The sequence below is a fragment of the Kitasatospora sp. NPDC028055 genome (genome assembly GCF_040637885.1).
Classification (GTDB): Bacteria; Actinomycetota; Actinomycetes; order Streptomycetales; family Streptomycetaceae; genus Kitasatospora.
Genome location: NZ_JBEZXE010000007.1, coordinates 122,154 through 140,177, shown reverse-complemented (window position 1 = coordinate 140,177; position 18,024 = coordinate 122,154). Strand labels below are relative to the sequence as shown.

Annotated in this window: 17 protein-coding genes; 10 read left to right on the top strand and 7 right to left on the bottom strand. The window is 72.5% G+C overall.

What is annotated here, in order from left to right:
• Nucleotides 1-235: 235 nt before the first annotated feature.
• Nucleotides 236-1,456, bottom strand: coding sequence for an acetyl-CoA C-acetyltransferase (locus AB0F71_RS11465; RefSeq protein ID WP_360231081.1), 1,221 nt, complete (start codon nt 1,454-1,456; stop codon nt 236-238).
• 64 nt (nt 1,457-1,520) lie between these two features.
• On the bottom strand, nt 1,521-2,600 hold the full coding sequence (locus tag AB0F71_RS11460; protein ID WP_360231079.1) for an SGNH/GDSL hydrolase family protein: 1,080 nt from the start codon (nt 2,598-2,600) through the stop codon (nt 1,521-1,523).
• A 231-nt stretch (nt 2,601-2,831) separates the two neighbouring features.
• Between AB0F71_RS11460 and AB0F71_RS11455 the strand changes: the two genes are divergently transcribed.
• The 3 genes from AB0F71_RS11455 to AB0F71_RS11445 all read left to right on the top strand — a co-directional run bounded on the left by AB0F71_RS11455 (nt 2,832) and on the right by AB0F71_RS11445 (nt 6,585).
• On the top strand, nt 2,832-4,232 hold the full coding sequence (locus AB0F71_RS11455; protein WP_360231076.1) for a cystathionine beta-synthase: 1,401 nt from the start codon (nt 2,832-2,834) through the stop codon (nt 4,230-4,232).
• Between the two features lie 552 nt (nt 4,233-4,784).
• Nucleotides 4,785-5,117, top strand: coding sequence for a hypothetical protein (locus AB0F71_RS11450; RefSeq protein ID WP_360231073.1), 333 nt, complete (start codon nt 4,785-4,787; stop codon nt 5,115-5,117).
• Nucleotides 5,118-5,304: 187 nt separating this feature from the next.
• On the top strand, nt 5,305-6,585 hold the full coding sequence (locus AB0F71_RS11445; protein ID WP_360231070.1) for an Ig-like domain-containing protein: 1,281 nt from the start codon (nt 5,305-5,307) through the stop codon (nt 6,583-6,585).
• 81 nt (nt 6,586-6,666) lie between these two features.
• On the opposite strand, the gene AB0F71_RS11440 is transcribed toward AB0F71_RS11445, so the two are convergent.
• Nucleotides 6,667-7,029 carry a cupin domain-containing protein gene (locus tag AB0F71_RS11440; protein ID WP_360231067.1) on the bottom strand — a complete coding sequence of 121 codons (363 nt, stop codon included), beginning with the start codon at nt 7,027-7,029 and terminating at the stop codon, nt 6,667-6,669.
• A gap of 170 nt (nt 7,030-7,199) precedes the next feature.
• Nucleotides 7,200-7,877, bottom strand: a complete 678-nt coding sequence (gene msrA, locus AB0F71_RS11435; RefSeq protein ID WP_360231064.1) for a peptide-methionine (S)-S-oxide reductase MsrA — start codon at nt 7,875-7,877, stop codon at nt 7,200-7,202.
• Between the two features lie 137 nt (nt 7,878-8,014).
• Here msrA and AB0F71_RS11430 point away from each other — a divergent pair, with 137 nt between their 5' ends.
• Nucleotides 8,015-9,169, top strand: a complete 1,155-nt coding sequence (locus tag AB0F71_RS11430) for a cystathionine gamma-synthase (protein ID WP_360231061.1) — start codon at nt 8,015-8,017, stop codon at nt 9,167-9,169.
• 3 nt (nt 9,170-9,172) lie between these two features.
• On the opposite strand, the gene AB0F71_RS11425 is transcribed toward AB0F71_RS11430, so the two are convergent.
• Nucleotides 9,173-9,655 carry a MarR family transcriptional regulator gene (locus tag AB0F71_RS11425; RefSeq protein WP_360231058.1) on the bottom strand — a complete coding sequence of 161 codons (483 nt, stop codon included), beginning with the start codon at nt 9,653-9,655 and terminating at the stop codon, nt 9,173-9,175.
• A gap of 122 nt (nt 9,656-9,777) precedes the next feature.
• On the opposite strand from AB0F71_RS11425, the gene ilvA reads away from it, so the two are divergent.
• The 3 genes from ilvA to AB0F71_RS11410 all read left to right on the top strand — a co-directional run bounded on the left by ilvA (nt 9,778) and on the right by AB0F71_RS11410 (nt 13,094).
• Nucleotides 9,778-10,989 carry a threonine ammonia-lyase gene (gene ilvA, locus AB0F71_RS11420; RefSeq protein ID WP_360231055.1) on the top strand — a complete coding sequence of 404 codons (1,212 nt, stop codon included), beginning with the start codon at nt 9,778-9,780 and terminating at the stop codon, nt 10,987-10,989.
• Between the two features lie 169 nt (nt 10,990-11,158).
• Nucleotides 11,159-12,235: an ATP-binding cassette domain-containing protein gene (locus AB0F71_RS11415; protein WP_360231052.1), complete on the top strand. Its 1,077-nt coding sequence runs from the start codon at nt 11,159-11,161 to the stop codon at nt 12,233-12,235.
• 1 nt (nt 12,236) lies between these two features.
• Entirely contained in the window at nt 12,237-13,094 is an 858-nt protein-coding gene (locus tag AB0F71_RS11410) for an ABC transporter permease (protein ID WP_360231049.1), read from the top strand.
• A 135-nt stretch (nt 13,095-13,229) separates the two neighbouring features.
• Here the strand turns inward: AB0F71_RS11410 and greA are convergent, their stop codons facing one another.
• Together greA and AB0F71_RS11400 are read right to left on the bottom strand one after the other, a co-directional pair.
• Nucleotides 13,230-13,730 (bottom strand): transcription elongation factor GreA, encoded by a 501-nt coding sequence (gene greA, locus AB0F71_RS11405; protein ID WP_360231046.1) that lies wholly within the window; start codon nt 13,728-13,730, stop codon nt 13,230-13,232.
• Nucleotides 13,731-14,047: 317 nt separating this feature from the next.
• A complete protein-coding gene (locus tag AB0F71_RS11400; RefSeq protein ID WP_360231043.1) occupies nt 14,048-14,461 on the bottom strand; it encodes a DUF4307 domain-containing protein in 414 nt (137 codons plus the stop codon).
• A gap of 238 nt (nt 14,462-14,699) precedes the next feature.
• On the opposite strand from AB0F71_RS11400, the gene mca reads away from it, so the two are divergent.
• The 3 genes from mca to AB0F71_RS11385 all read left to right on the top strand — a co-directional run bounded on the left by mca (nt 14,700) and on the right by AB0F71_RS11385 (nt 18,010).
• Nucleotides 14,700-15,605: a mycothiol conjugate amidase Mca gene (mca, locus tag AB0F71_RS11395; RefSeq protein ID WP_360231040.1), complete on the top strand. Its 906-nt coding sequence runs from the start codon at nt 14,700-14,702 to the stop codon at nt 15,603-15,605.
• Between the two features lie 48 nt (nt 15,606-15,653).
• Entirely contained in the window at nt 15,654-15,845 is a 192-nt protein-coding gene (locus AB0F71_RS11390; RefSeq protein ID WP_360231037.1) for a hypothetical protein, read from the top strand.
• A gap of 113 nt (nt 15,846-15,958) precedes the next feature.
• Nucleotides 15,959-18,010 carry a thioredoxin domain-containing protein gene (locus tag AB0F71_RS11385; RefSeq protein WP_360231034.1) on the top strand — a complete coding sequence of 684 codons (2,052 nt, stop codon included), beginning with the start codon at nt 15,959-15,961 and terminating at the stop codon, nt 18,008-18,010.
• Nucleotides 18,011-18,024: the final 14 nt, after the last annotated feature.

Below are 18,024 nucleotides of genomic sequence, written 5' to 3'. Positions count from 1 at the left end.
CGGGGCTGTTACCGCAGTGGCGAATGTCTAATTCGTCCGGGACTTTCGCTCTTGTCCCCAAATTGTTAGGTAACACCGTTCTACGCAGTGGAGTTGATCCGCTCCGCAGTGTCGATCTCCGGACCGGAAACGACCGCGAAGAGGGCCGGATCGACCTCTCGGTGTGATCCGGCCCTCAATTACGCACGGTCACTCCAAATGGGTGGTCCAGACCCTTCGGAGCGTGCGGGGAGCGTCAGCTGAGGCGCTCGATGACCATCGCCATGCCCTGGCCGCCGCCGACGCACATGGTCTCCAGACCGAACTGCTTGTCGTGCCACTGCAGGGAGTTGATCAGCGTGGTGGTGATCCGGGCGCCGGTCATGCCGAAGGGGTGGCCGACGGCGATGGCGCCGCCGTTGACGTTCAGCTTGTCCAGGTCGATGCCGAGGTCGCGGTAGGACGGGATGACCTGGGCGGCGAAGGCCTCGTTGATCTCGACCAGGTCGATGTCGTCGATGGTCAGGCCGGCCCGCCGGAGCGCCTGCTTGGAGGCCTCGACCGGGCCGTAGCCCATGATCTCGGGGGAGAGGGCGCTGACGCCGGTGGAGACCACCCGGGCGAGCGGGGTGATGCCGAGCTCGCGGGCCTTGGTGTCGGACATGATGACCAGCGCGGCCGCGCCGTCGTTCAGCGGGCAGCAGTTGCCGGCGGTGACGGTGCCGTCGGGGCGGAAGACCGGCTTGAGGCCGGAGACGCCCTCCAGGGTGACGCCGGCGCGCGGGCCGTCGTCGGTGCTGACCACGGTGCCGTCCGGCAGGGTGACCGGGGTGATCTCGCGCGCCCAGAAGCCGGCCTTGATGGCGGCCTCGGCGAGGTTCTGCGAGCGGACGCCGAACTCGTCCTGGTCGGCGCGGGTGATGCCCTTGAGCGCGGCCAGGTTCTCCGCGGTCTGGCCCATCGCGATGTAGGCGTCCGGCAGCAGGCCGTCCACGCGCGGGTCGTGCCACTCGCCGCCGCCCTCCTCGGCGCGCTTGGCGGTGCGGGCCTGGGCCTCGTCGAAGAGCGGGTTGGTGGTGCCGGGCATGCCGTCCGAGGTGCCCTTGACGCTGCGCGAGACGGTCTCGACGCCGGCCGAGATGAAGACGTCGCCCTCGCCGGCCTTGATCGCGTGCAGTGCCATCCGCGTGGTCTGCAGCGAGGAGGAGCAGTAGCGGGTGATGGTGGCACCGGGCAGGTAGTCCATGCCCATCTGCACGGCCACGATGCGGGCCAGGTTGTGGCCCTGCTCGCCGCCCGGGAGGCCGCAGCCGAGCATCAGGTCGTCGATCTCGCGCGGGTCGAGCTGCGGGACCTTGGCCAGGGCGGCCTGGATGATGTGGGCGGTCAGGTCGTCCGGGCGGACGTCCTTGAGGGAGCCCTTGAAGGCCCGGCCGATCGGCGAACGGGCGGCGCTGACGATGACGGCTTCGGGCATTGCAGGCTCCTCGCTGGGTGACGGCGGACCTGGCGGTCCGGGAGGAAAGCTACCGCTTGGTAGCTCAGTCGTCACCGGCCCCGGTGTGTGAGCTGGCCGACGTGTTCCCGGGCACCGGGCCGGGCTCCCGGACCGCGTCCGGGCCGACCCGCAGCCGGTGGCGCAGCAGCGCCCAGCGCCGGCCCGGGCCCTCCGGGTCCACGGCCGCGACCTCGGTGCCCGCCCGGCCGGCCGCGGCGGCGGCGGCCACCGCGACCGGCAGCACCGTCTCGCCCGGCGATGCCGCCCCGCCGGGGCGGGCGGCGCTCGGGCGCTCCTCCTCCGGCCACAGGTCCAGCGCGGCACAGACCGAGGGCAGCACGGCCATCGCGGCGGTGGCGTAGCCCTGGGCCGAGGGGTGGTAGCGGTCGGCGGCGAACATCTCCGGGCGGCCGGCGAACTCCGGGCCGAGCAGCGAGCCCAGCGAGACGGTGCGCCCGCCGGCCTCCACCACCGCGATGGTCTGCGCGGCGGCCAGCTGGCGGCTCAGCCGCCGGGCCACCCAGCGCAGCGGCGGGCGCACCGGCTTGATCGTCCCGAGGTCCGGGCAGGTGCCCACCACCACCTCGCAGCCGTTGGCGCGCAGCGCGGCGACGGCCTCGCCGAGCTGGCGGACGGCGAGCTGGGCCGGACTGTGCCGGGTCACGTCGTTGGCCCCGACGATGATCACGGCGACGTCCGGGCGGTGCCGCAGGGCCCGTTCCAGCTGGCCGGGGAGGTCGGCCGAGCGGCCGCCGGAGCGGGCCACGTTGACCAGCCGGACCGGGCGCTCGGCGATCGAGGCCAGCCCGGAGGCCAGCAGCGCGCCAGGGGTCTCGCGGCCGCGGGCCACGCCCAGGCCGGCGCCGGTGGAGTCACCGAGGACGGCCAGCACGAGCGGCGGCCGCGGCGGTGCGCCGCGGTCGGCGAAGTCCTCGCCGTAGACGCCGTCGGCCTTGGGCGGGACGGTCTCCAGGACGCCGATGGCCTGGACGGCGAGTTTGCTCTCGGTCAGCAGCAGGCCGACCAGGCCCACGCCGAGCAGTCCGAGCCCGCCCCCGCCGTACGCCGCCGCGGTGGCGATCCGACGGGCCACCCGGGCCCGCGAGTCCTGTGCCCCTGGCATCCGGTGCCCCCTTCGCGTCCTCGTGCCGTCCCCTCCGGGGACACGGCCATCCCTGCACAGCGCTCTTACCCGCGCGGAGGGCCGGAGTACCGGGGCGCGGGCCGGGGTGGGCCATTGGGGGAGCGCGGCGGCGGTGGGGGGAGTGCGGGAAGGGAGGGCTGGGGTGCGTGGCACGCCCTAGGCTTTGCAGTACCGAATGCACTCGCATGCCCATAGACCGGGAGGACCCCCGTGCGGTACCACAACTCGATCATCGACCTGGTCGGCAACACGCCGCTGGTCAAGCTGAACAAGGTCACCGACGGCATCACCGCGACAGTGCTGGCCAAGGTCGAGTACTTCAACCCCGGCGGCTCGGTGAAGGACCGCATCGCGATGCGCATGATCGAGGCCGCCGAGGCCTCGGGCGCCCTCAAGCCGGGCGGCACGATCGTGGAGCCGACCTCCGGCAACACGGGCGTCGGGCTGGCGATCGTGGCCCAGCAGAAGGGCTACAAGTGCATCTTCGTCTGTCCGGACAAGGTGTCCACCGACAAGATCAACACCCTGCGCGCGTACGGCGCCGAGGTCGTGGTCTGCCCGACCGCCGTCGCCCCGGAGCACCCGGACTCCTACTACAACGTCTCCGACCGCCTGGTCCGCGAGACCCCGAACGCCTGGAAGCCGGACCAGTACTCCAACCCGGACAACCCGGCCTCGCACTACTACTCCACCGGCCCGGAGCTGTGGGAGCAGACCGAGGGGAAGATCACCCACTTTGTGGCGGGCGTCGGCACCGGCGGCACCATCTCCGGCACCGGCAACTACCTCAAGGAGGCGTCCGGCGGCAAGGTCAAGGTCATCGGCGCCGACCCGGAGGGCTCGGTCTACTCGGGCGGCACCGGCCGTCCGTACCTGGTCGAGGGCGTCGGTGAGGACTTCTGGCCGACCGCCTACGACCGCGGCGTCGCGGACGAGATCGTCGCCGTGTCCGACAAGGACTCGTTCCAGATGACCCGCCGCCTCGCCAAGGAGGAGGGCCTGCTGGTCGGCGGCTCCTGCGGGATGGCCGTGGTGGCCGCGCTGGAGGTCGCCAAGAAGCTCGGGCCGGACGACGTCGTCGTGGTGCTGCTGCCGGACGGCGGCCGCGGCTACCTGTCGAAGATCTTCAACGACGACTGGATGGCCGACTACGGCTTCCTGCCCTCGGCCACCGACGAGGCCCACATCAGCGAGGTGCTGGTCCGCAAGGAGGGCATCGAGCAGGGCGGCGTCCCGCAGTTCGTCCACATGCACCCCAACGAGACGGTCGCCGAGGCGGTCCGGGTGCTGCGCGAGTACGGCGTCTCGCAGATGCCGGTGGTCTCCCCGGGCGCCGGGCACCCGGACATCATGGCCGGCGAGGTGATCGGCTCGGTGGTGGAGAAGCTGCTGCTGGAGGGCATCTTCGCCAAGGAGATCGAGCTGACCGACACGCTGGACAAGGTGATGTCCAAGCCGCTGCCGGTGGTCGGCTCGGGCGAGACCGTCACCAACCTGATGACGGTGCTGGAGAAGGCCGACGCGGCGGTCGTGCTGGTGGAGGGCAAGCCGCAGGGCATCGTCACCCGCCAGGACCTGCTGGGCTTCCTGACCACCCGTGGCGCGCACTGACGCCCGCTCACCCCGCCCGCCCGCGGCCGGATTCGGAGGATTCGTCCACGCGCGAAGTGGTACACCGGCGTCACCTGCCCGCAGCACGCGGTTAACACGGCTCCGGCATCGTGGTGGTCAACGGCAAGACGCCGAGCGAGACGGCAGTGGTCCACCGGGAGCGGCTCCCCGGCGGCCGCGGTCGGCTCCGGTCACGTCGGACGGTCCTGACCCGGCCGCCGTGTCCGCCCTCCCCGACCGTTGTTCGGAGGGAGGGGCCCCTCCGTGGGGGCGCCGTCGTCCCGACCCTGCCCGGCTCCGGCCGGTCGACAGGGTGCGGCGGCTCCCACGGACGATCACCGCGCCGTCACGGCGCGGCTCCGCGGCTCCCGGGTGGGGGAGCCGGTTCGGAGCACGGTGGGGCCGGTCCTGTTCCGAAGGACCGGCCCCCTCCGTGTGTCCGGGCCTCCCGCCCGCGCCCCGGCTCCCTGCCGCCCCGCTGCCGCGCTTCCCCCGGGCACCCTGGGCTTCCCGTGCACGCCGGGGGCCCGCCGTTCCCGTACGCTCGCTGGCATGACCAGCACTGAAACGACCGACGCGCCGCGCTACGTCAAGCTCAAGATCGAGCTCATCGCGGAGATCACCGACGAGGGCGCGCTCAAGGCCGCGGCCCTGCAGCAGGTCGCCGAGGACGAGTACCTCGACGACGAGGAGCGCGCCCAGTCCGTCGAGGCCATCGAGGTGGACCCGTCGGGTTCGCTCGCCCACTTCATCGACCCGGTCGCGCTGCTCGGCGACGTCCCGGGCGTGGAGCTCGCCTCGGCGACCTGGGAGTCGGCGCAGACCGAGTTCGACCCCGAGAACGACGAGTGGGACGAGTACTCCGTGGAGGAGTCCGCCGAGTAACGGCCGTTCCTGCCGTGACCACCCGTGAACACCCGGTCCGCCGTCGGCGGACCGGGTGTTTTGTCCATGAACAGCGGGAGTTGGGTCATCTCATACGATCGCCTACCCTTCGGTGATGGAACCGTGAGCGGCCGGATTGCGTTTCTGTATCCGTAATTGCCCGGGATGATCAGCAGGGAGACGCGACGTGACGGCACGGGACGGTCAGGGGCGGGTGGCCGGAGGCAGCTGGAGCCGACGCGGGGTGCTCGCAGGCCTGATCGGTGCGCCGGTCCTGCTGCTCGCGGCCTGCAACGACAACAGCGGTGGCGGCAGCGGCGGCTCCGGCAACGGTGGCGCCGGCAACGGCGGCGGCACCCCGGGATCCGGCGGTGGCAGCAGCGCGCCGAAGACCTCGACGGCCGTGATCACCGTCACCCCCGCGGACGGCACCACCGGCGCCAGTTTCAGCGAGCCGGTCAAGGTCACCATCGCCAACGGCACCCTGAGCAACGTCAAGGTCACCGACTCCACCGGCAAGGAGCTGGCCGGCCAGCTCTCCAGCGACAACACCAGCTGGACCTCGGCCGCGGCCCCGGCCAGCGGTACCAAGTACTCCGTGACCGCCAGCGGCGTCGACAAGGACAAGCTGGAGGCGGACGCCAACGCCAGCTTCACCACGGCGACCCCGGCCAACACCTTCGTCGGCTACTTCACCCCGGAGGACGGCTCGACGGTCGGCGTCGGCATGCCGGTCTCGATCAACTTCAGCAAGCCGATCACGGACAAGAAGGCCGTCCAGTCGGCGATCACCGTGATAGCGGAGCCGGGCGTCGAGATCGTCGGGCACTGGTTCTCCAGCACCCGCCTCGACTTCCGGCCGCAGGAGTACTGGGCCAAGGGCACCAAGGTCACCCTCAAGCTCCGGCTCAAGGACGTCGAGGGCGCGAAGGGCGTCTACGGCACCCAGTCCAAGGACGTCGCCTTCACCATCGGCCGGGCCCAGACCAGCGTCGCCGACCTCGCCACCAAGAAGCTCACCGTCACCACGGACGGCCAGGTCAGCGCCGTCTACAAGATCTCCGGCGGCTCCTCCGAGCACACCACCTGGGGCGGCAAGATGGTGATCTCCGAGCAGTTCACCCAGACCCGGATGAACTCGCAGACCGTCAACCTGGGCAGCGAGTACGACATCGCCGACGTGCCGCACGCCCAGCGCCTCACCACCTCGGGCACCTTCATCCACGGCAACTACTGGTCCTCGCCGTCGATCTTCGGCGGGCAGAACACCAGCCACGGCTGCGTCGGCCTCCAGGACGCCAAGGGCGCCCAGGACAGCAGCACGGACGGCTACAAGTTCTACAAGTCCTCGATGGTCGGCGACGTCGTCGAGGTCCGGAACTCGGGGGACAAGACGGTCGCCCCGGACAACGGCCTGAACGGCTGGAACCTGAGCTGGGCCGAGTGGAAGGCCGGCAGCGCGGTCTGATCCGCTCCCGCCCCGCCCGAACTCTCTGCGCCGCCGTCTCCGCCCGCCCCTCGGTTCGCCCGAGGCGGCGGGCGGTCGCGCTCACCGCTTCGCGTAGTCCGTGAAGCCCTGCCAGTCCACGACCACGCACGGCTCGTCGCCCAGGATCCAGGCGTCGTGGCCGGGCGGGCAGATCATGAAGTCGCCCGGGCCGTAGTCGGCCTGCTCGCCGTCGTCCATGACGATCCGCATCCGGCCGGACACCACGTACCCCAGGTGTGCCGCCTGGCAGCTGTCCGTCCCCGCGATCGGCTTCACGTGCTTGGACCACTGCCACCCCGGCTGGAACACGGCCCGGCCGACCGGGCCGGCGTCCAGATTGACCAGCCGCAGCTCCCCCGAGCCGTCCTCGAACGGGCGGACCTCCTCGGGAGCCTCGAAACTCATGCGGACCAGACCGGACATGACGCACTCCTCTCACGAGGAACGGCCCGGCCGCCGGCAGGTGGCCGGGCCGCCCTTGCTGGCCCTTTCAGTCTGCGCCCGCCCCCGGCAACGGTCACCTCGGATAGCGGGCGCCCGCACCGCCCGGCGCCCTGACCGGCCCGGCGGTGGGGCGGTCCGGCGGCGGGCGGTCAGCCCTGGGTGCGGGCCACCCCGATCGGGCAGGAGGCGCCGGTGCCGCCGAGCCCGCAGTAGCCGTTGGGGTTCTTGGCGTCCGACAGGTACTGCTGGTGGTACGGCTCGGCCGGGTAGAACGGGCCGGCCTCGGCGATCTCGGTGGTGATCGGGCCGTGACCGAGCGCGGTCAGGGCGGGCTGGAAGGCGTCCCGGGTGGCGACCGCGGCGGCGGCCTGGGCGGGGGAGTGGGTGTACAGCGCGGAGCGGTACTGGGTGCCCACGTCGTTGCCCTGGCGGTTGCCCTGGGTCGGGTCGTGGGCCTCCCAGAAGGCCTTCAACAGCCGCTCGTAGGACACCACCGCGGGGTCGAACACCACCCGGACCGCCTCGGTGTGCCCGGTCAGCCCGCTGCACACCTCCTCGTACGTCGGGTTCGGCGTGTAGCCGCCCTGGTAGCCGACCAGCGTCGTCCAGACGCCGGGCAGCCGCCAGAACGTGCGCTCGGCGCCCCAGAAGCAGCCCAGCCCGAAGTCGGCCACCTCCAGCCCCTCCGGGTACGGGCCGGTCAGCGGGTGGCCGAGGACGGTGTGCGGCTCGGTCAGGGCGAAGGCCGGGGCCGGGCGGCCGGGCAGCGCCTGGTCGGCGGGGACGAGCGAGGTCTTGTGGCGGTTGAACAGCACGGCCTGCTCCATCGGGGTAGGGAGGGTTGCCCAGGATTCAACGCACCGGACGGCCCGCGGATTCCGGCCCGGCCGACTTCGGGGATCCGGTCCGGGAGGTCCGGGCATTCCGGCGGGCGCACGGCGGTACGGCCGTTAGGCTCGGAGCCATGACCGAGCACCAGCTTCCCCAGGGCTTCGAGACCCTCGCCATCCACGCGGGTCAGGAAGCAGACCCCCAGACCGGGGCCGTCGTCACGCCGATCTACCAGGTGTCCACCTACAAGCAGGACGGGGTGGGCGGCCTGCGGGGCGGCTACGAGTACAGCCGCAGCGCCAACCCCACCCGCACCGCGCTGGAGGAGTGCCTCGCGGCCCTCGAAGGCGGCGCCCGCGGCCTCGCCTTCGCCTCCGGCCTGGCGGCCGAGGACACCCTGCTGCGCACCATCCTCAAGCCGGGCGACCACATCGTGATCCCCAACGACGCCTACGGCGGCACCTTCCGGCTGTTCGCCAAGGTGCTGACCCGCTGGGGCGTCGAGTTCTCCGTCGCCAACACCCAGAAGCTGGACGACGTCCGCGCCGCGCTGCGCCCCAACACCCGCGCGGTGTGGGTCGAGACCCCGTCCAACCCGCTGCTCGGCATCACCGACCTGGCCGGGCTGGCCGAGGTCGCGCACGGTGCCGGGGCGCTGCTGGTGGTCGACAACACCTTCGCCAGCCCGTACCTGCAGCAGCCGATCGCGCTCGGCGCGGACGCCGTCGTGCACTCCACCACCAAGTACATGGGCGGCCACTCGGACGTGGTCGGCGGTGCGCTGGTGCTCGCCGAAGAGGGCCTCGGCGAGGAGGTCGCGTACCACCAGAACGCGATGGGCGCCGTCTCCGGGCCGTTCGACGCCTGGCTGGTGCTGCGCGGCATCAAGACCCTGGGCGTCCGGATGGACCGGCACAGCTCCAACGCGGAGAAGGTCGCCGAGCTGCTGGCGGGCCACCCCAAGGTCAGCCAGGTGCTCTACCCGGGCCTGCCCGAGCACCCCGGCCACGACATCGCCGCCAAGCAGATGAAGGCCTTCGGCGGCATGGTCTCGTTCCGGGTCGCCGGCGGCGAGGAGGCGGCCGTCGAGGTCTGCAACCGCGCGCGGCTGTTCACCCTGGGCGAGTCGCTGGGCGGCGTGGAGTCGCTGATCGAGCACCCGGGCCGGATGACCCACGCCTCGGCGGCCGGTTCGCCGCTGGAGGTGCCGGCCGACCTGGTCCGCGTCTCGGTCGGCATCGAGTCGATCGACGACCTGCTGGCCGACCTCACCCAGGCGCTGGGCTAAGGGTCACTGACCCTGCTGGTCCGCCGTGTACGACTCCATCGCGAGGTTGAAGCGGGCCAGCAGGGCGCAGAACGCCTGTTGCTCCTCGGGCGGCCAGTCGGCCGTCAGGCGGCGGGTCAACTCGGCCCGGCCGTCCCGGACTTCGGCGAGCCGGCCGGTGCCGCAGGCGGTCAGTGCGAGCCGCACCGCGCGGCGGTCGGCCGGGTCCTGCACCCGGCCGACCAGCCCGGCCGCGACCAGCGGGGCGACCTGGCGGGTCACCGTGGAGGAGTCCACGCCGAGCGCGTCGGCCAGCGCCTTGACGTTGGCCGGCCCGTGCCGCTCCAGGCGGTCGAGCAGCAGGTAGGCGGCCCGGTCCAGCGCGGCCAGGCCGCCGCCGGAGGTTCGGACCTGTTCCATCCGGCGGGCGAACACCGCCAGCTGGTACTGGAGTTGGGTGTGCACGGGCTCGGTTCGGTCGGTGGCCTGGGGCGAGGTCGTCGTCATCGCGGCTCACGATCGTCATGCGGTGAGAGAAGCTCAGAAGCAGCAGCGTACGCGGGCGGAGCGGGCCCGGGAACAGGCCCGACGTCCCGGGTTGGCCGCGGCGGCGGACCTACGCTGGGCTCATGCACAACTGGCCGATCACCCTCGACGACGTCCGCGGTGCCCAGAAGATGCTCGCCGGGGTCGCCCGGGTGACCCCGATGGAGGGGAGCCGGCACCTGTCCGGGCTGATCGGCGCGCCGGTCCACCTCAAGTGCGAGAACCTCCAGCGCACCGGCTCCTTCAAGCTGCGCGGGGCGTACGTGCGGATCGCGGGGCTCTCGCCGGTGCAGCGGGCCGGCGGGGTGGTCGCGGCGAGCGCCGGGAACCACGCCCAGGGGGTGGCCCTGGCGGCCTCGCTGCTGGGGGTGCGCTCGACCGTGTTCATGCCGGTCGCGGCGCCGCTGCCGAAGGTCGCCGCCACCCGGGAGTACGGCGCCGAGGTCCGGCTGCACGGCGCCACCGTGGACGAGGCGCTGCAGGCCGCGCAGCGGTACTCGGAGGCGACCGGCGCGGTGTTCATCCACCCCTTCGACCACTGGGACGTGGTCACCGGCCAGGCGACCGTCGGTCTGGAGATCCTGGAGCAGTGCCCCGAGGTGCGCACCATCCTGGTCGGGGTGGGCGGCGGCGGGCTGCTGGCCGGGATCGCGGCGGCGGTCAAGCCGCTGCGGCCGGACGTCCGGGTGGTCGGGGTGCAGGCGGCGGCCGCGGCCGCGTACCCGCCCTCGCTGGCGGCCGGGCGTCCGGTCTCGCTGGAGCACTTCGCCACGATGGCCGACGGGATCATGGTCGGGCGCCCCGGGGACATCCCGTTCGAGGTGGTCAACACGCTGGCGGACGGCATCCGCACGGTCTCCGAGGACGCGCTGTCCCGGGCCCTGCTGCTCGGTCTGGAGCGGCTCAAGCTGGTGGTCGAACCGGCCGGGGCGGCCCCGATCGCGGCGCTGCTGGAACAGCCGGACTCGTTCGAGGGCCCGGTGGTGGCGGTGCTCTCCGGCGGCAACATCGACCCGCAGCTGATGCAGCGGGTGCTTCGGCACGGCCTGGCGGCGGCCGGGCGCTACCTGTCGCTGCGGGTGCGGCTGGCGGACAAGCCGGGCTCGCTGGCGGACCTGCTGGGGGTGCTGACCGCGGTGGACGCCAACGTGCTGGACGTCGCGCACGTGCGGATCGACCCGCGGCTGGGGCTCACCGAGGTCGAGGTGGACCTGCACCTGGAGACCAAGGGGCCGGAGCACTGCGCGCTGGTGGTGGGGGAGCTGCGGGACGCGGGGTACGTGGTCTCCGGCTGAGCCCCCGCGGGCGGTTCCTCGAATTCGCTTGACGCGATGTATCGCGAGTTGCCATGATCGCGATACATCGCGTTCTGTGTCGGTGGCCGAGAACCGAGTCGCCCATGCGCCCGAACGGGGGGCAAAGTGGGACAGATCGCTCCATTCGTCCGAGGAGATGAGGCAGGCCATGGCGCCAGCCATCCAAGCCGAGAACCTGGTGAAGACCTTCGGCGACGTACGAGCCCTGGACGGCGTCAGCCTTGACGTCCCCGAGGGCACGGTGCTCGGGCTGCTCGGCCCGAACGGCGCCGGGAAGACCACCACCGTGCGCGTCCTCACCACCCTGCTCCGTCCCGACTCCGGCCGCGCGGTGGTGGCCGGAGTCGACGTCCTCAAGCACCCCAACGAGGTCCGCAGCCGGATCGGGCTGTCCGGCCAGTACGCGGCGGTCGACGAATACCTGACCGGCTTCGAGAACCTCACCATGGTCGGCGAGCTCTACCAGATGAGCACCCGCAGCGCGAAGGCCCGCGCGCTGGAGCTGCTGGAGTGGTTCAACCTCACCGAGGCCAAGGACCGCACCGCCAAGACCTACTCCGGAGGCATGCGCCGCCGCCTCGACCTCGCCGCCGCGCTGGTCGTCCGGCCGCCGGTGATGTTCCTGGACGAGCCGACCACCGGGCTCGACCCGCGCAACCGGCTCGCGCTCTGGGAGGTCATCGAGACCCTGGTCGAGCAGGGCACCACGCTGTTGCTCACCACCCAGTACCTGGAGGAGGCCGACCGGCTCGCCCACGACATCGCCGTGGTCGACCACGGCCGGGTGATCGCCCGGGGCACCGCCGACCAGCTCAAGGCGCAGATCGGCGGCGAGCGGATCGAGGTCGTGGTGCACGACCCGGGCCTGGTCACGGACGCGGTCGCGGCCCTGTCCGGGTACGCGCTGGGCGAACCCGCGGTGGAGAAGAACACCCGGAGGATCACCGTGCCGGTCAGCGGCGGCGCCCGGGTGCTCGCCGACGTGATCCGCGAACTGGACGGCCGGGGCATCGAGATCGACGACATCGGCCTGCGCCGTCCGACCCTGGACGACGTCTTCCTCACCCTCACCGGCCACGTCGCCGAGTCGGTCGAGGAGGACGGCGGCGCTGCCAAGGGCCGCGGCCGGGGCGGTCGCGGCCGCGGCTCCTCGGGCGACGGCGCGGACGGCGGGGGCCAGGGGCCCGACCAGCAGCAGGCCGTCGCGGCCGGAACGGAGCGCTGAGATGAGCACCGCCACCGAGCACGCCATCGGCGCGGCCATGCCGACGCCCCGCCGGGGCCTGTCCGCGACCCTGCACGACTCCTGGGTGGTCGCCAAGCGCAACCTGCGCAGGATGTCCCGGATCCCCGAGATCGTGGTGTTCGGGCTCATGCAGCCGGTCATGTTCGTGCTGCTGTTCTCGTACGTCATGGGCGGGGCGATCAAGATCCCCGGGGCGAGTTCCAGCTCCCACACGTACATCCAGTTCCTGATGGCCGGCATCTTCGCCCAGACCGTCACCTTCGCCGTCGCCGGCGCCTCGGCCGGCATCGCGGAGGACATGACCAAGGGCCTGGTGGACCGTTTCCGCTCGCTGCCGATGGCCCGCTCCGCGGTGCTGGTCGGCCGCACCCTCGCCGACCTGTGCCAGACCGCCTTCACGCTGGTCGTGCTGGCGCTGGTCGCGCTGCTGGTCGGCTGGCGGATCCACGACGGGCTGCTCAAGGCGCTCGGCGCCTTCGGGCTGCTGCTCCTGCTCGGCTACGCCTTCTCCTGGATCGGCGCGCTGATCGGCCTCTCGGTGCGCAGCCCCGAGGCGGCCACCTCGGCCGGGCTGATCTGGCTGTTCCCGCTGACCTTCATCTCCAACGCCTTCGTGCCGGTCAGCTCGATGCCGGGGTGGCTGCAGGGCGTCGCCTACTGGAACCCGTTCAGCGCGACCGTGCAGGCCTGCCGGGACCTCTTCGGCAACCAGGTCGGGCCGGTGGACAGCGCCTGGCCGATGCAGCACGCGGCGCTGGTGTCGGTGCTCTGGTCGGTGGTGATCACGGCGGTGTTCTCGTGGCTGTCGGTGCGCAAGTACCGCTCGGCGGCGGGCTGAGCGGCGGCGCTCCCGGTCCTGGTTCCGGTCCCGGCCCCGGGCTTCTCGCTTCCGTCGGCCGGAGACGGGTGAGGGCGGTTGCGGAGTCCCCTACGGACTCCGCAACCGCCCTCGGCGGTGCTGCTCGGGGCCGGGTCAGCCGGCGTGCGGCACGACCTTGACGATCTTCACCATGGCGGGCTTGCCGTTCGGCAGCTCGTAGGTGGCCTCGTCGCCGATCTTCTTGCCGTCGATCGCGCGGCCCAGCGGCGACTGCGGCGAGTAGACGTCGATGTTGTCGGAGCCCGCGACCTCGCGCGAGGCCAGCAGGAACTCCATCAGGTCGTCCTCGTCACCGTCGAACGCGACCGTGACGACCATGCCCGGGGCCACCACACCGGAGTCGGCCGGGGCCTCGCCGACCTTGGCGCGCTCCAGCAGCTGGGTCAGCTGGCGGATGCGCAGCTCGTACTTGCCCTGCTCCTCCTTGGCCGCGTGGTAGCCGGCGTTCTCCTTGAGGTCCCCCTCCTCGCGCGCCGCCTCGATCTTCTGGGCGATCTCGATGCGCCAGGGCCCGGTCAGGTGATCCAGCTCTGCCTTGAGCTGGTCGTAGCCGGCCTGAGTGAGCCAGGTCACGTTCTCGCTGGTCTGGGTCACGGGTGCTCCTCGTAGGTGCTGGGGCTGAGCTGAGGGTGTGAGTCGTCAGCAGGGTCGACGATGATATTGGTCGTAACTACAAAGCAACGCCCGCTCCCGTACCATCCGGTGCGGAAGGGGCGAAACCACGAGCCTAACAAGTCCTGCCGACAAGCGGGAGGGCCGTTGTCGCGGCGTTGACGGCGGCATTGCGCCATGGTGTACGGCAACCGGCTGCGGGACTTCCTACGGATGCCCGTTCCGGTGGGCGAATATGCCTCGGGGGCGCTCCGGGCCCGCTCCGCCGGGTGTCCCCGGGGGCGCCGCCGTTACCGCGCCTACTTCGCCGGGGTGCAGCCGAGCAGCTCGGCGGTGGTGCCGCGGGCGGTGGTGCGCAGGGTGACGGTGGCCTCGTAGCTGGACCCGGCCGCCGGGACCGGGAAGTCGGCCACCCCGACCACCGCGTGGTCGTCGCCCTGCGAACGGACCGTGCAGGTGCCGGCCGTCCCGTCGCTCTTGCGCACGGTGAGGTGCAGCTGCACCTCGGAGTCGGAGAGCACCTGGAAGGTCGGCACCGAGCCGTTGATCTTCGACTCGCGCAGCAGGTAGGAGCCGCCCAGCCAGGCGATCAGCCCCAGGCCGAGCACGCCGCAGACCGCGCCGACCACCTTGAGCCGACGGTCCGACTCGCCGTCGCCCCTCCGGCCGTAGCGCCCCTCGGGCAGCTGCGTCGCGGTGCTCTGTGCAGTCATCGGACTCCGTCCTCTCCTCGGGAGGGACCGCGCGGGTGGTGCGGGGAATGCGACGGACCTCCAGTCCGTCACTATAGGAGGGGCACGCCCGCGGCCGGTCCGGCGGGGGCGGGGCTCGGCCGCGCCGGAGACCGGCGCAGGCCGGCCTTGCGGCGACGCGGTCCCGAAGTGAGCGGTTCGTACGGTGGGCAGACCGGACTTCGCGGAACGCCCGACGATGTGGAAGGAACGCAAGGCGTTGACTGAGCAGTTGCGACTGATGGCGGTGCACGCCCACCCGGACGACGAGTCCAGCAAGGGCGCGGCCACCATGGCCATGTACGTCGAGCACGGTGTGGACGTGCTCGTGGCCACCTGCACGGGGGGCGAGCGCGGGTCGGTCCTCAACCCCAAGCTGCAGGGGGACCCGTACATCGAGGAGAACATCCACGAGGTGCGCCGCAAGGAGATGGACGAGGCGCGGGCGATCCTCGGCGTCAAGCAGGCCTGGCTGGGCTTCGTGGACTCCGGCCTGCCGGAGGGCGACCCGCTGCCCCCGCTGCCCGAGGGCTGCTTCGCCCTGCAGGACGTCAAGGAGGCGGCCGAGCCGCTGGTCCGGCTGATCCGCGAGTTCAAGCCGCAGGTCATCACGACCTACGACGAGAACGGCGGCTACCCGCACCCGGACCACATCATGACCCACAAGATCACCATGCTGGCCTTCGACGCCGCCGGCGACCCGGACGCCTACCCCGAGGCCGGCGAGCCCTGGCAGCCGCTCAAGCTCTACTACAACCACGGCTTCCCGATGGGCCGCATCCGCGCCCTGCACCAGTACCTCACCGAGCACGGGCACGACTCCCCGTACGGCGAGTGGATCGCGGGCTGGGAGAAGAGCGGCCGCCAGGAGCGCGAGATCACCACCCGGGTGCGCTGCGACGACTGGTTCGAGACCCGCGACCGCGCGCTGATCGCCCACGCCACCCAGATCGACCCGGACGGCCCGTGGTTCCGCGTCCCGCTCGACGTCCAGCGCGAGGTCTGGCCCACCGAGGACTACGAGCTCGCCCGTACCCTGATCGACGTGGACCTCCCGGAGGACGACCTGTTCGCCGGACTGCGCACCCCCAGCCTGGCGGCCGAGGCCGCCGACACGCGCGACTGACCCACCCCCGACGGCCCGGCTCGGCGTGAGCCGGGCCACCATAGAGATATGAGCGCCCCCGTGAACCTCGTCCACCTCGCCGCTGACCTCGCCGTCGACGACGCCAAGGTCACCCCCGGTCTCCTCGGCTTCGTCGTCTTCGCCGCCCTCGCCGTGGCGACGTGGTTCCTGGCCAAGTCCATGAACCGGCAGTTCAAGAAGGTCGACTTCACGGAGGAGCCGGAAGCCCCCAAGGAGTAGCCCCTCCCGCCCGGGGCCGCACGGCCATGGGGAAGCCGGCCCGGCCCTGGGGAAGCCGGCCCGGCGGGGCGGCCTGACGCCTGCGGGGCCTGTCATGCGGGAGGATGGGCGGCATGCCGAACCGTCTCGCGGACGCGACCTCGCCGTACCTGCTGCAGCACGCCGACAACCCGGTCGACTGGTGGCCCTGGGGGCCGGAGGCCTTCGCGGAGGCCGAGCGGCGGGGGGTGCCGGTGCTGCTGAGCGTCGGGTACGCGGCTTGTCACTGGTGCCATGTGATGGCGCACGAGAGCTTCGAGGACGCGGAGCTCGCCGGGTACCTGAACGAGCGGTTCGTCGCGGTCAAGGTGGACCGGGAGGAGCGGCCGGACGTCGACGCGGTGTACATGGAGGCCGTGCAGGCGGCGACCGGGCAGGGCGGGTGGCCGATGACGGTCTTCCTCACGCCCGGCAAGGAGCCGTTCTACTTCGGCACCTACTTCCCGCCCGCCCCGCGGCACGGGATGCCGTCCTTCCGGCAGGTGCTGGAGGGCGTGGACGCGGCCTGGCGGGACCGGCGGGAGGAGGTTGGTGAGGTCGCCGCACGGATCCGGGCTGACCTCGCCGAGCGCGCCGCCGTCTACTCGGCCGGCGCCCACCACCCGCCCGCCGAAGCCGATTTGCACCAGGCATTGGTCACCCTCGGCCGGGAGTTCGACCAGGCCCGCGGCGGCTTCGGCGGCGCCCCCAAGTTCCCCCCGGCCATGGTGATCGAGTTCCTGCTCCGCCACCACGCCCGGACCGGCTCCGAAGCCGCCCTGGAGATGGCCGCCCGCACCGCCGAGGCGATGGCCCGCGGCGGCATCCACGACCAGCTCGGCGGCGGCTTCGCCCGCTACGCCGTGGACGCCGGCTGGGTGGTGCCGCACTTCGAGAAGATGCTGTACGACAACGCCCTGCTGCTGCGCGCCTACCTGCACCTGTGGCGGGCCACCGGCTCCGCGCTCGCCCGCCGGGTCGCGCTGTCCACGGCCGACTTCCTGCTGCGCGAACTCCGCACGCCCGAAGGCGCGTTCGCGTCCGCCCTGGACGCCGACAGTCTCGACGAGGAGACCGGCGCCTCCACCGAGGGTGCCTACTACGTGTGGGAGCCCGGCCAGTTGGTGGACCTGCTCGGCCCCGCCGACGCGGCCACCGCCGCCCGGCTGTTCACCGTCACCGCCGAAGGCACCTTCGAGCACGGCACCTCCGTGCTCCAACTCCTCACCGACCCGGCGGACTTCGCCGAGTACGAGGAGATCCGGCAGCGGATGCTCCAGGCCCGGGCGGCCCGGCCCGCACCCGCCCGCGACGACAAGGTGGTCGCCGCCTGGAACGGCCTCGCCATCGCCGCCCTCGCCGAGACCGGCGCCCTGCTGGAGCGCCCCGACCTCGTCGAGGCCGCCGAACGCGCCGCCGACCTGCTGCTCGCCGTCCACCTCACCCCCGACGGCCGGCTGCTGCGCACCTCCCGGGACGGCCGCCCCGGCACCAACGCCGGCGTCCTGGAGGACTACGCCGACACCGCCGAGGGCTTCCTCGCCCTCTACGCCGTCACCGGCGAGGCGGAATGGCTCCAGTTGGCGGGCGGCCTGCTCGACACCGTGCTCAAGCACTTCACCGACGAGGCCTCCGGCGCCCTCTACGACACCGCCGACGACGCCGAGGAACTCATCCGCCGCCCCCAGGACCCGACCGACAACGCCGCTCCCTCCGGCTGGACCGCCGCCGTCGGCGCCCTCCTCGGCTACGCCGCGTACACCGGCTCCGAGCGGCACCGCACCGCCGCCGAACGCGCCCTCGGCATCGTCGGCGCCCTGGCCGGCCGGGCCCCCCGGTTCATCGGCTGGGGCCTCGCCGTCGCCGAGGCCCTGCTCGACGGGCCGCGCGAGGTCGCCGTCGTCGGCCCGGCCGGCCACCCGGCCACCGCGGCGCTGCGCCGGGCCGCCTTGCTCGGGACGGCTCCCGGGGCGGTGGTGGCGGTGGGTGCGCCGGGGGAGACCGAGGTGCCGCTGCTGGCCGACCGCCCGCTGGTCGGCGGGGCGCCCGCGGCGTACGTCTGCCGGCACTTCGCCTGCGAGGTGCCCACCACCGATCCGGCGGTGCTCGGCGAACGGCTCGGCGCCGTTGCGGTCGTAGGCGAATAACCGTTGGCGCGTGG

What these genes read in the sequence shown, in the direction of transcription:
- AB0F71_RS11465 (WP_360231081.1), bottom strand. Translation starts at nt 1,456, where the DNA reads ATGCCCGAAGCCGTCATCGTCAGCGCCGCCCGTTCGCCGATCGGCCGG.
- AB0F71_RS11460 (WP_360231079.1), bottom strand. Translation starts at nt 2,600, where the DNA reads ATGCCAGGGGCACAGGACTCGCGGGCCCGGGTGGCCCGTCGGATCGCC.
- AB0F71_RS11450 (WP_360231073.1), top strand. Translation starts at nt 4,785, where the DNA reads ATGACCAGCACTGAAACGACCGACGCGCCGCGCTACGTCAAGCTCAAG.
- AB0F71_RS11440 (WP_360231067.1), bottom strand. Translation starts at nt 7,029, where the DNA reads ATGTCCGGTCTGGTCCGCATGAGTTTCGAGGCTCCCGAGGAGGTCCGC.
- msrA (WP_360231064.1), bottom strand. Translation starts at nt 7,877, where the DNA reads ATGGAGCAGGCCGTGCTGTTCAACCGCCACAAGACCTCGCTCGTCCCC.
- AB0F71_RS11430 (WP_360231061.1), top strand. Translation starts at nt 8,015, where the DNA reads ATGACCGAGCACCAGCTTCCCCAGGGCTTCGAGACCCTCGCCATCCAC.
- AB0F71_RS11425 (WP_360231058.1), bottom strand. Translation starts at nt 9,655, where the DNA reads ATGACGACGACCTCGCCCCAGGCCACCGACCGAACCGAGCCCGTGCAC.
- ilvA (WP_360231055.1), top strand. Translation starts at nt 9,778, where the DNA reads ATGCACAACTGGCCGATCACCCTCGACGACGTCCGCGGTGCCCAGAAG.
- AB0F71_RS11415 (WP_360231052.1), top strand. Translation starts at nt 11,159, where the DNA reads ATGGCGCCAGCCATCCAAGCCGAGAACCTGGTGAAGACCTTCGGCGAC.
- AB0F71_RS11410 (WP_360231049.1), top strand. Translation starts at nt 12,237, where the DNA reads ATGAGCACCGCCACCGAGCACGCCATCGGCGCGGCCATGCCGACGCCC.
- AB0F71_RS11400 (WP_360231043.1), bottom strand. Translation starts at nt 14,461, where the DNA reads ATGACTGCACAGAGCACCGCGACGCAGCTGCCCGAGGGGCGCTACGGC.
- AB0F71_RS11390 (WP_360231037.1), top strand. Translation starts at nt 15,654, where the DNA reads ATGAGCGCCCCCGTGAACCTCGTCCACCTCGCCGCTGACCTCGCCGTC.
- AB0F71_RS11385 (WP_360231034.1), top strand. Translation starts at nt 15,959, where the DNA reads ATGCCGAACCGTCTCGCGGACGCGACCTCGCCGTACCTGCTGCAGCAC.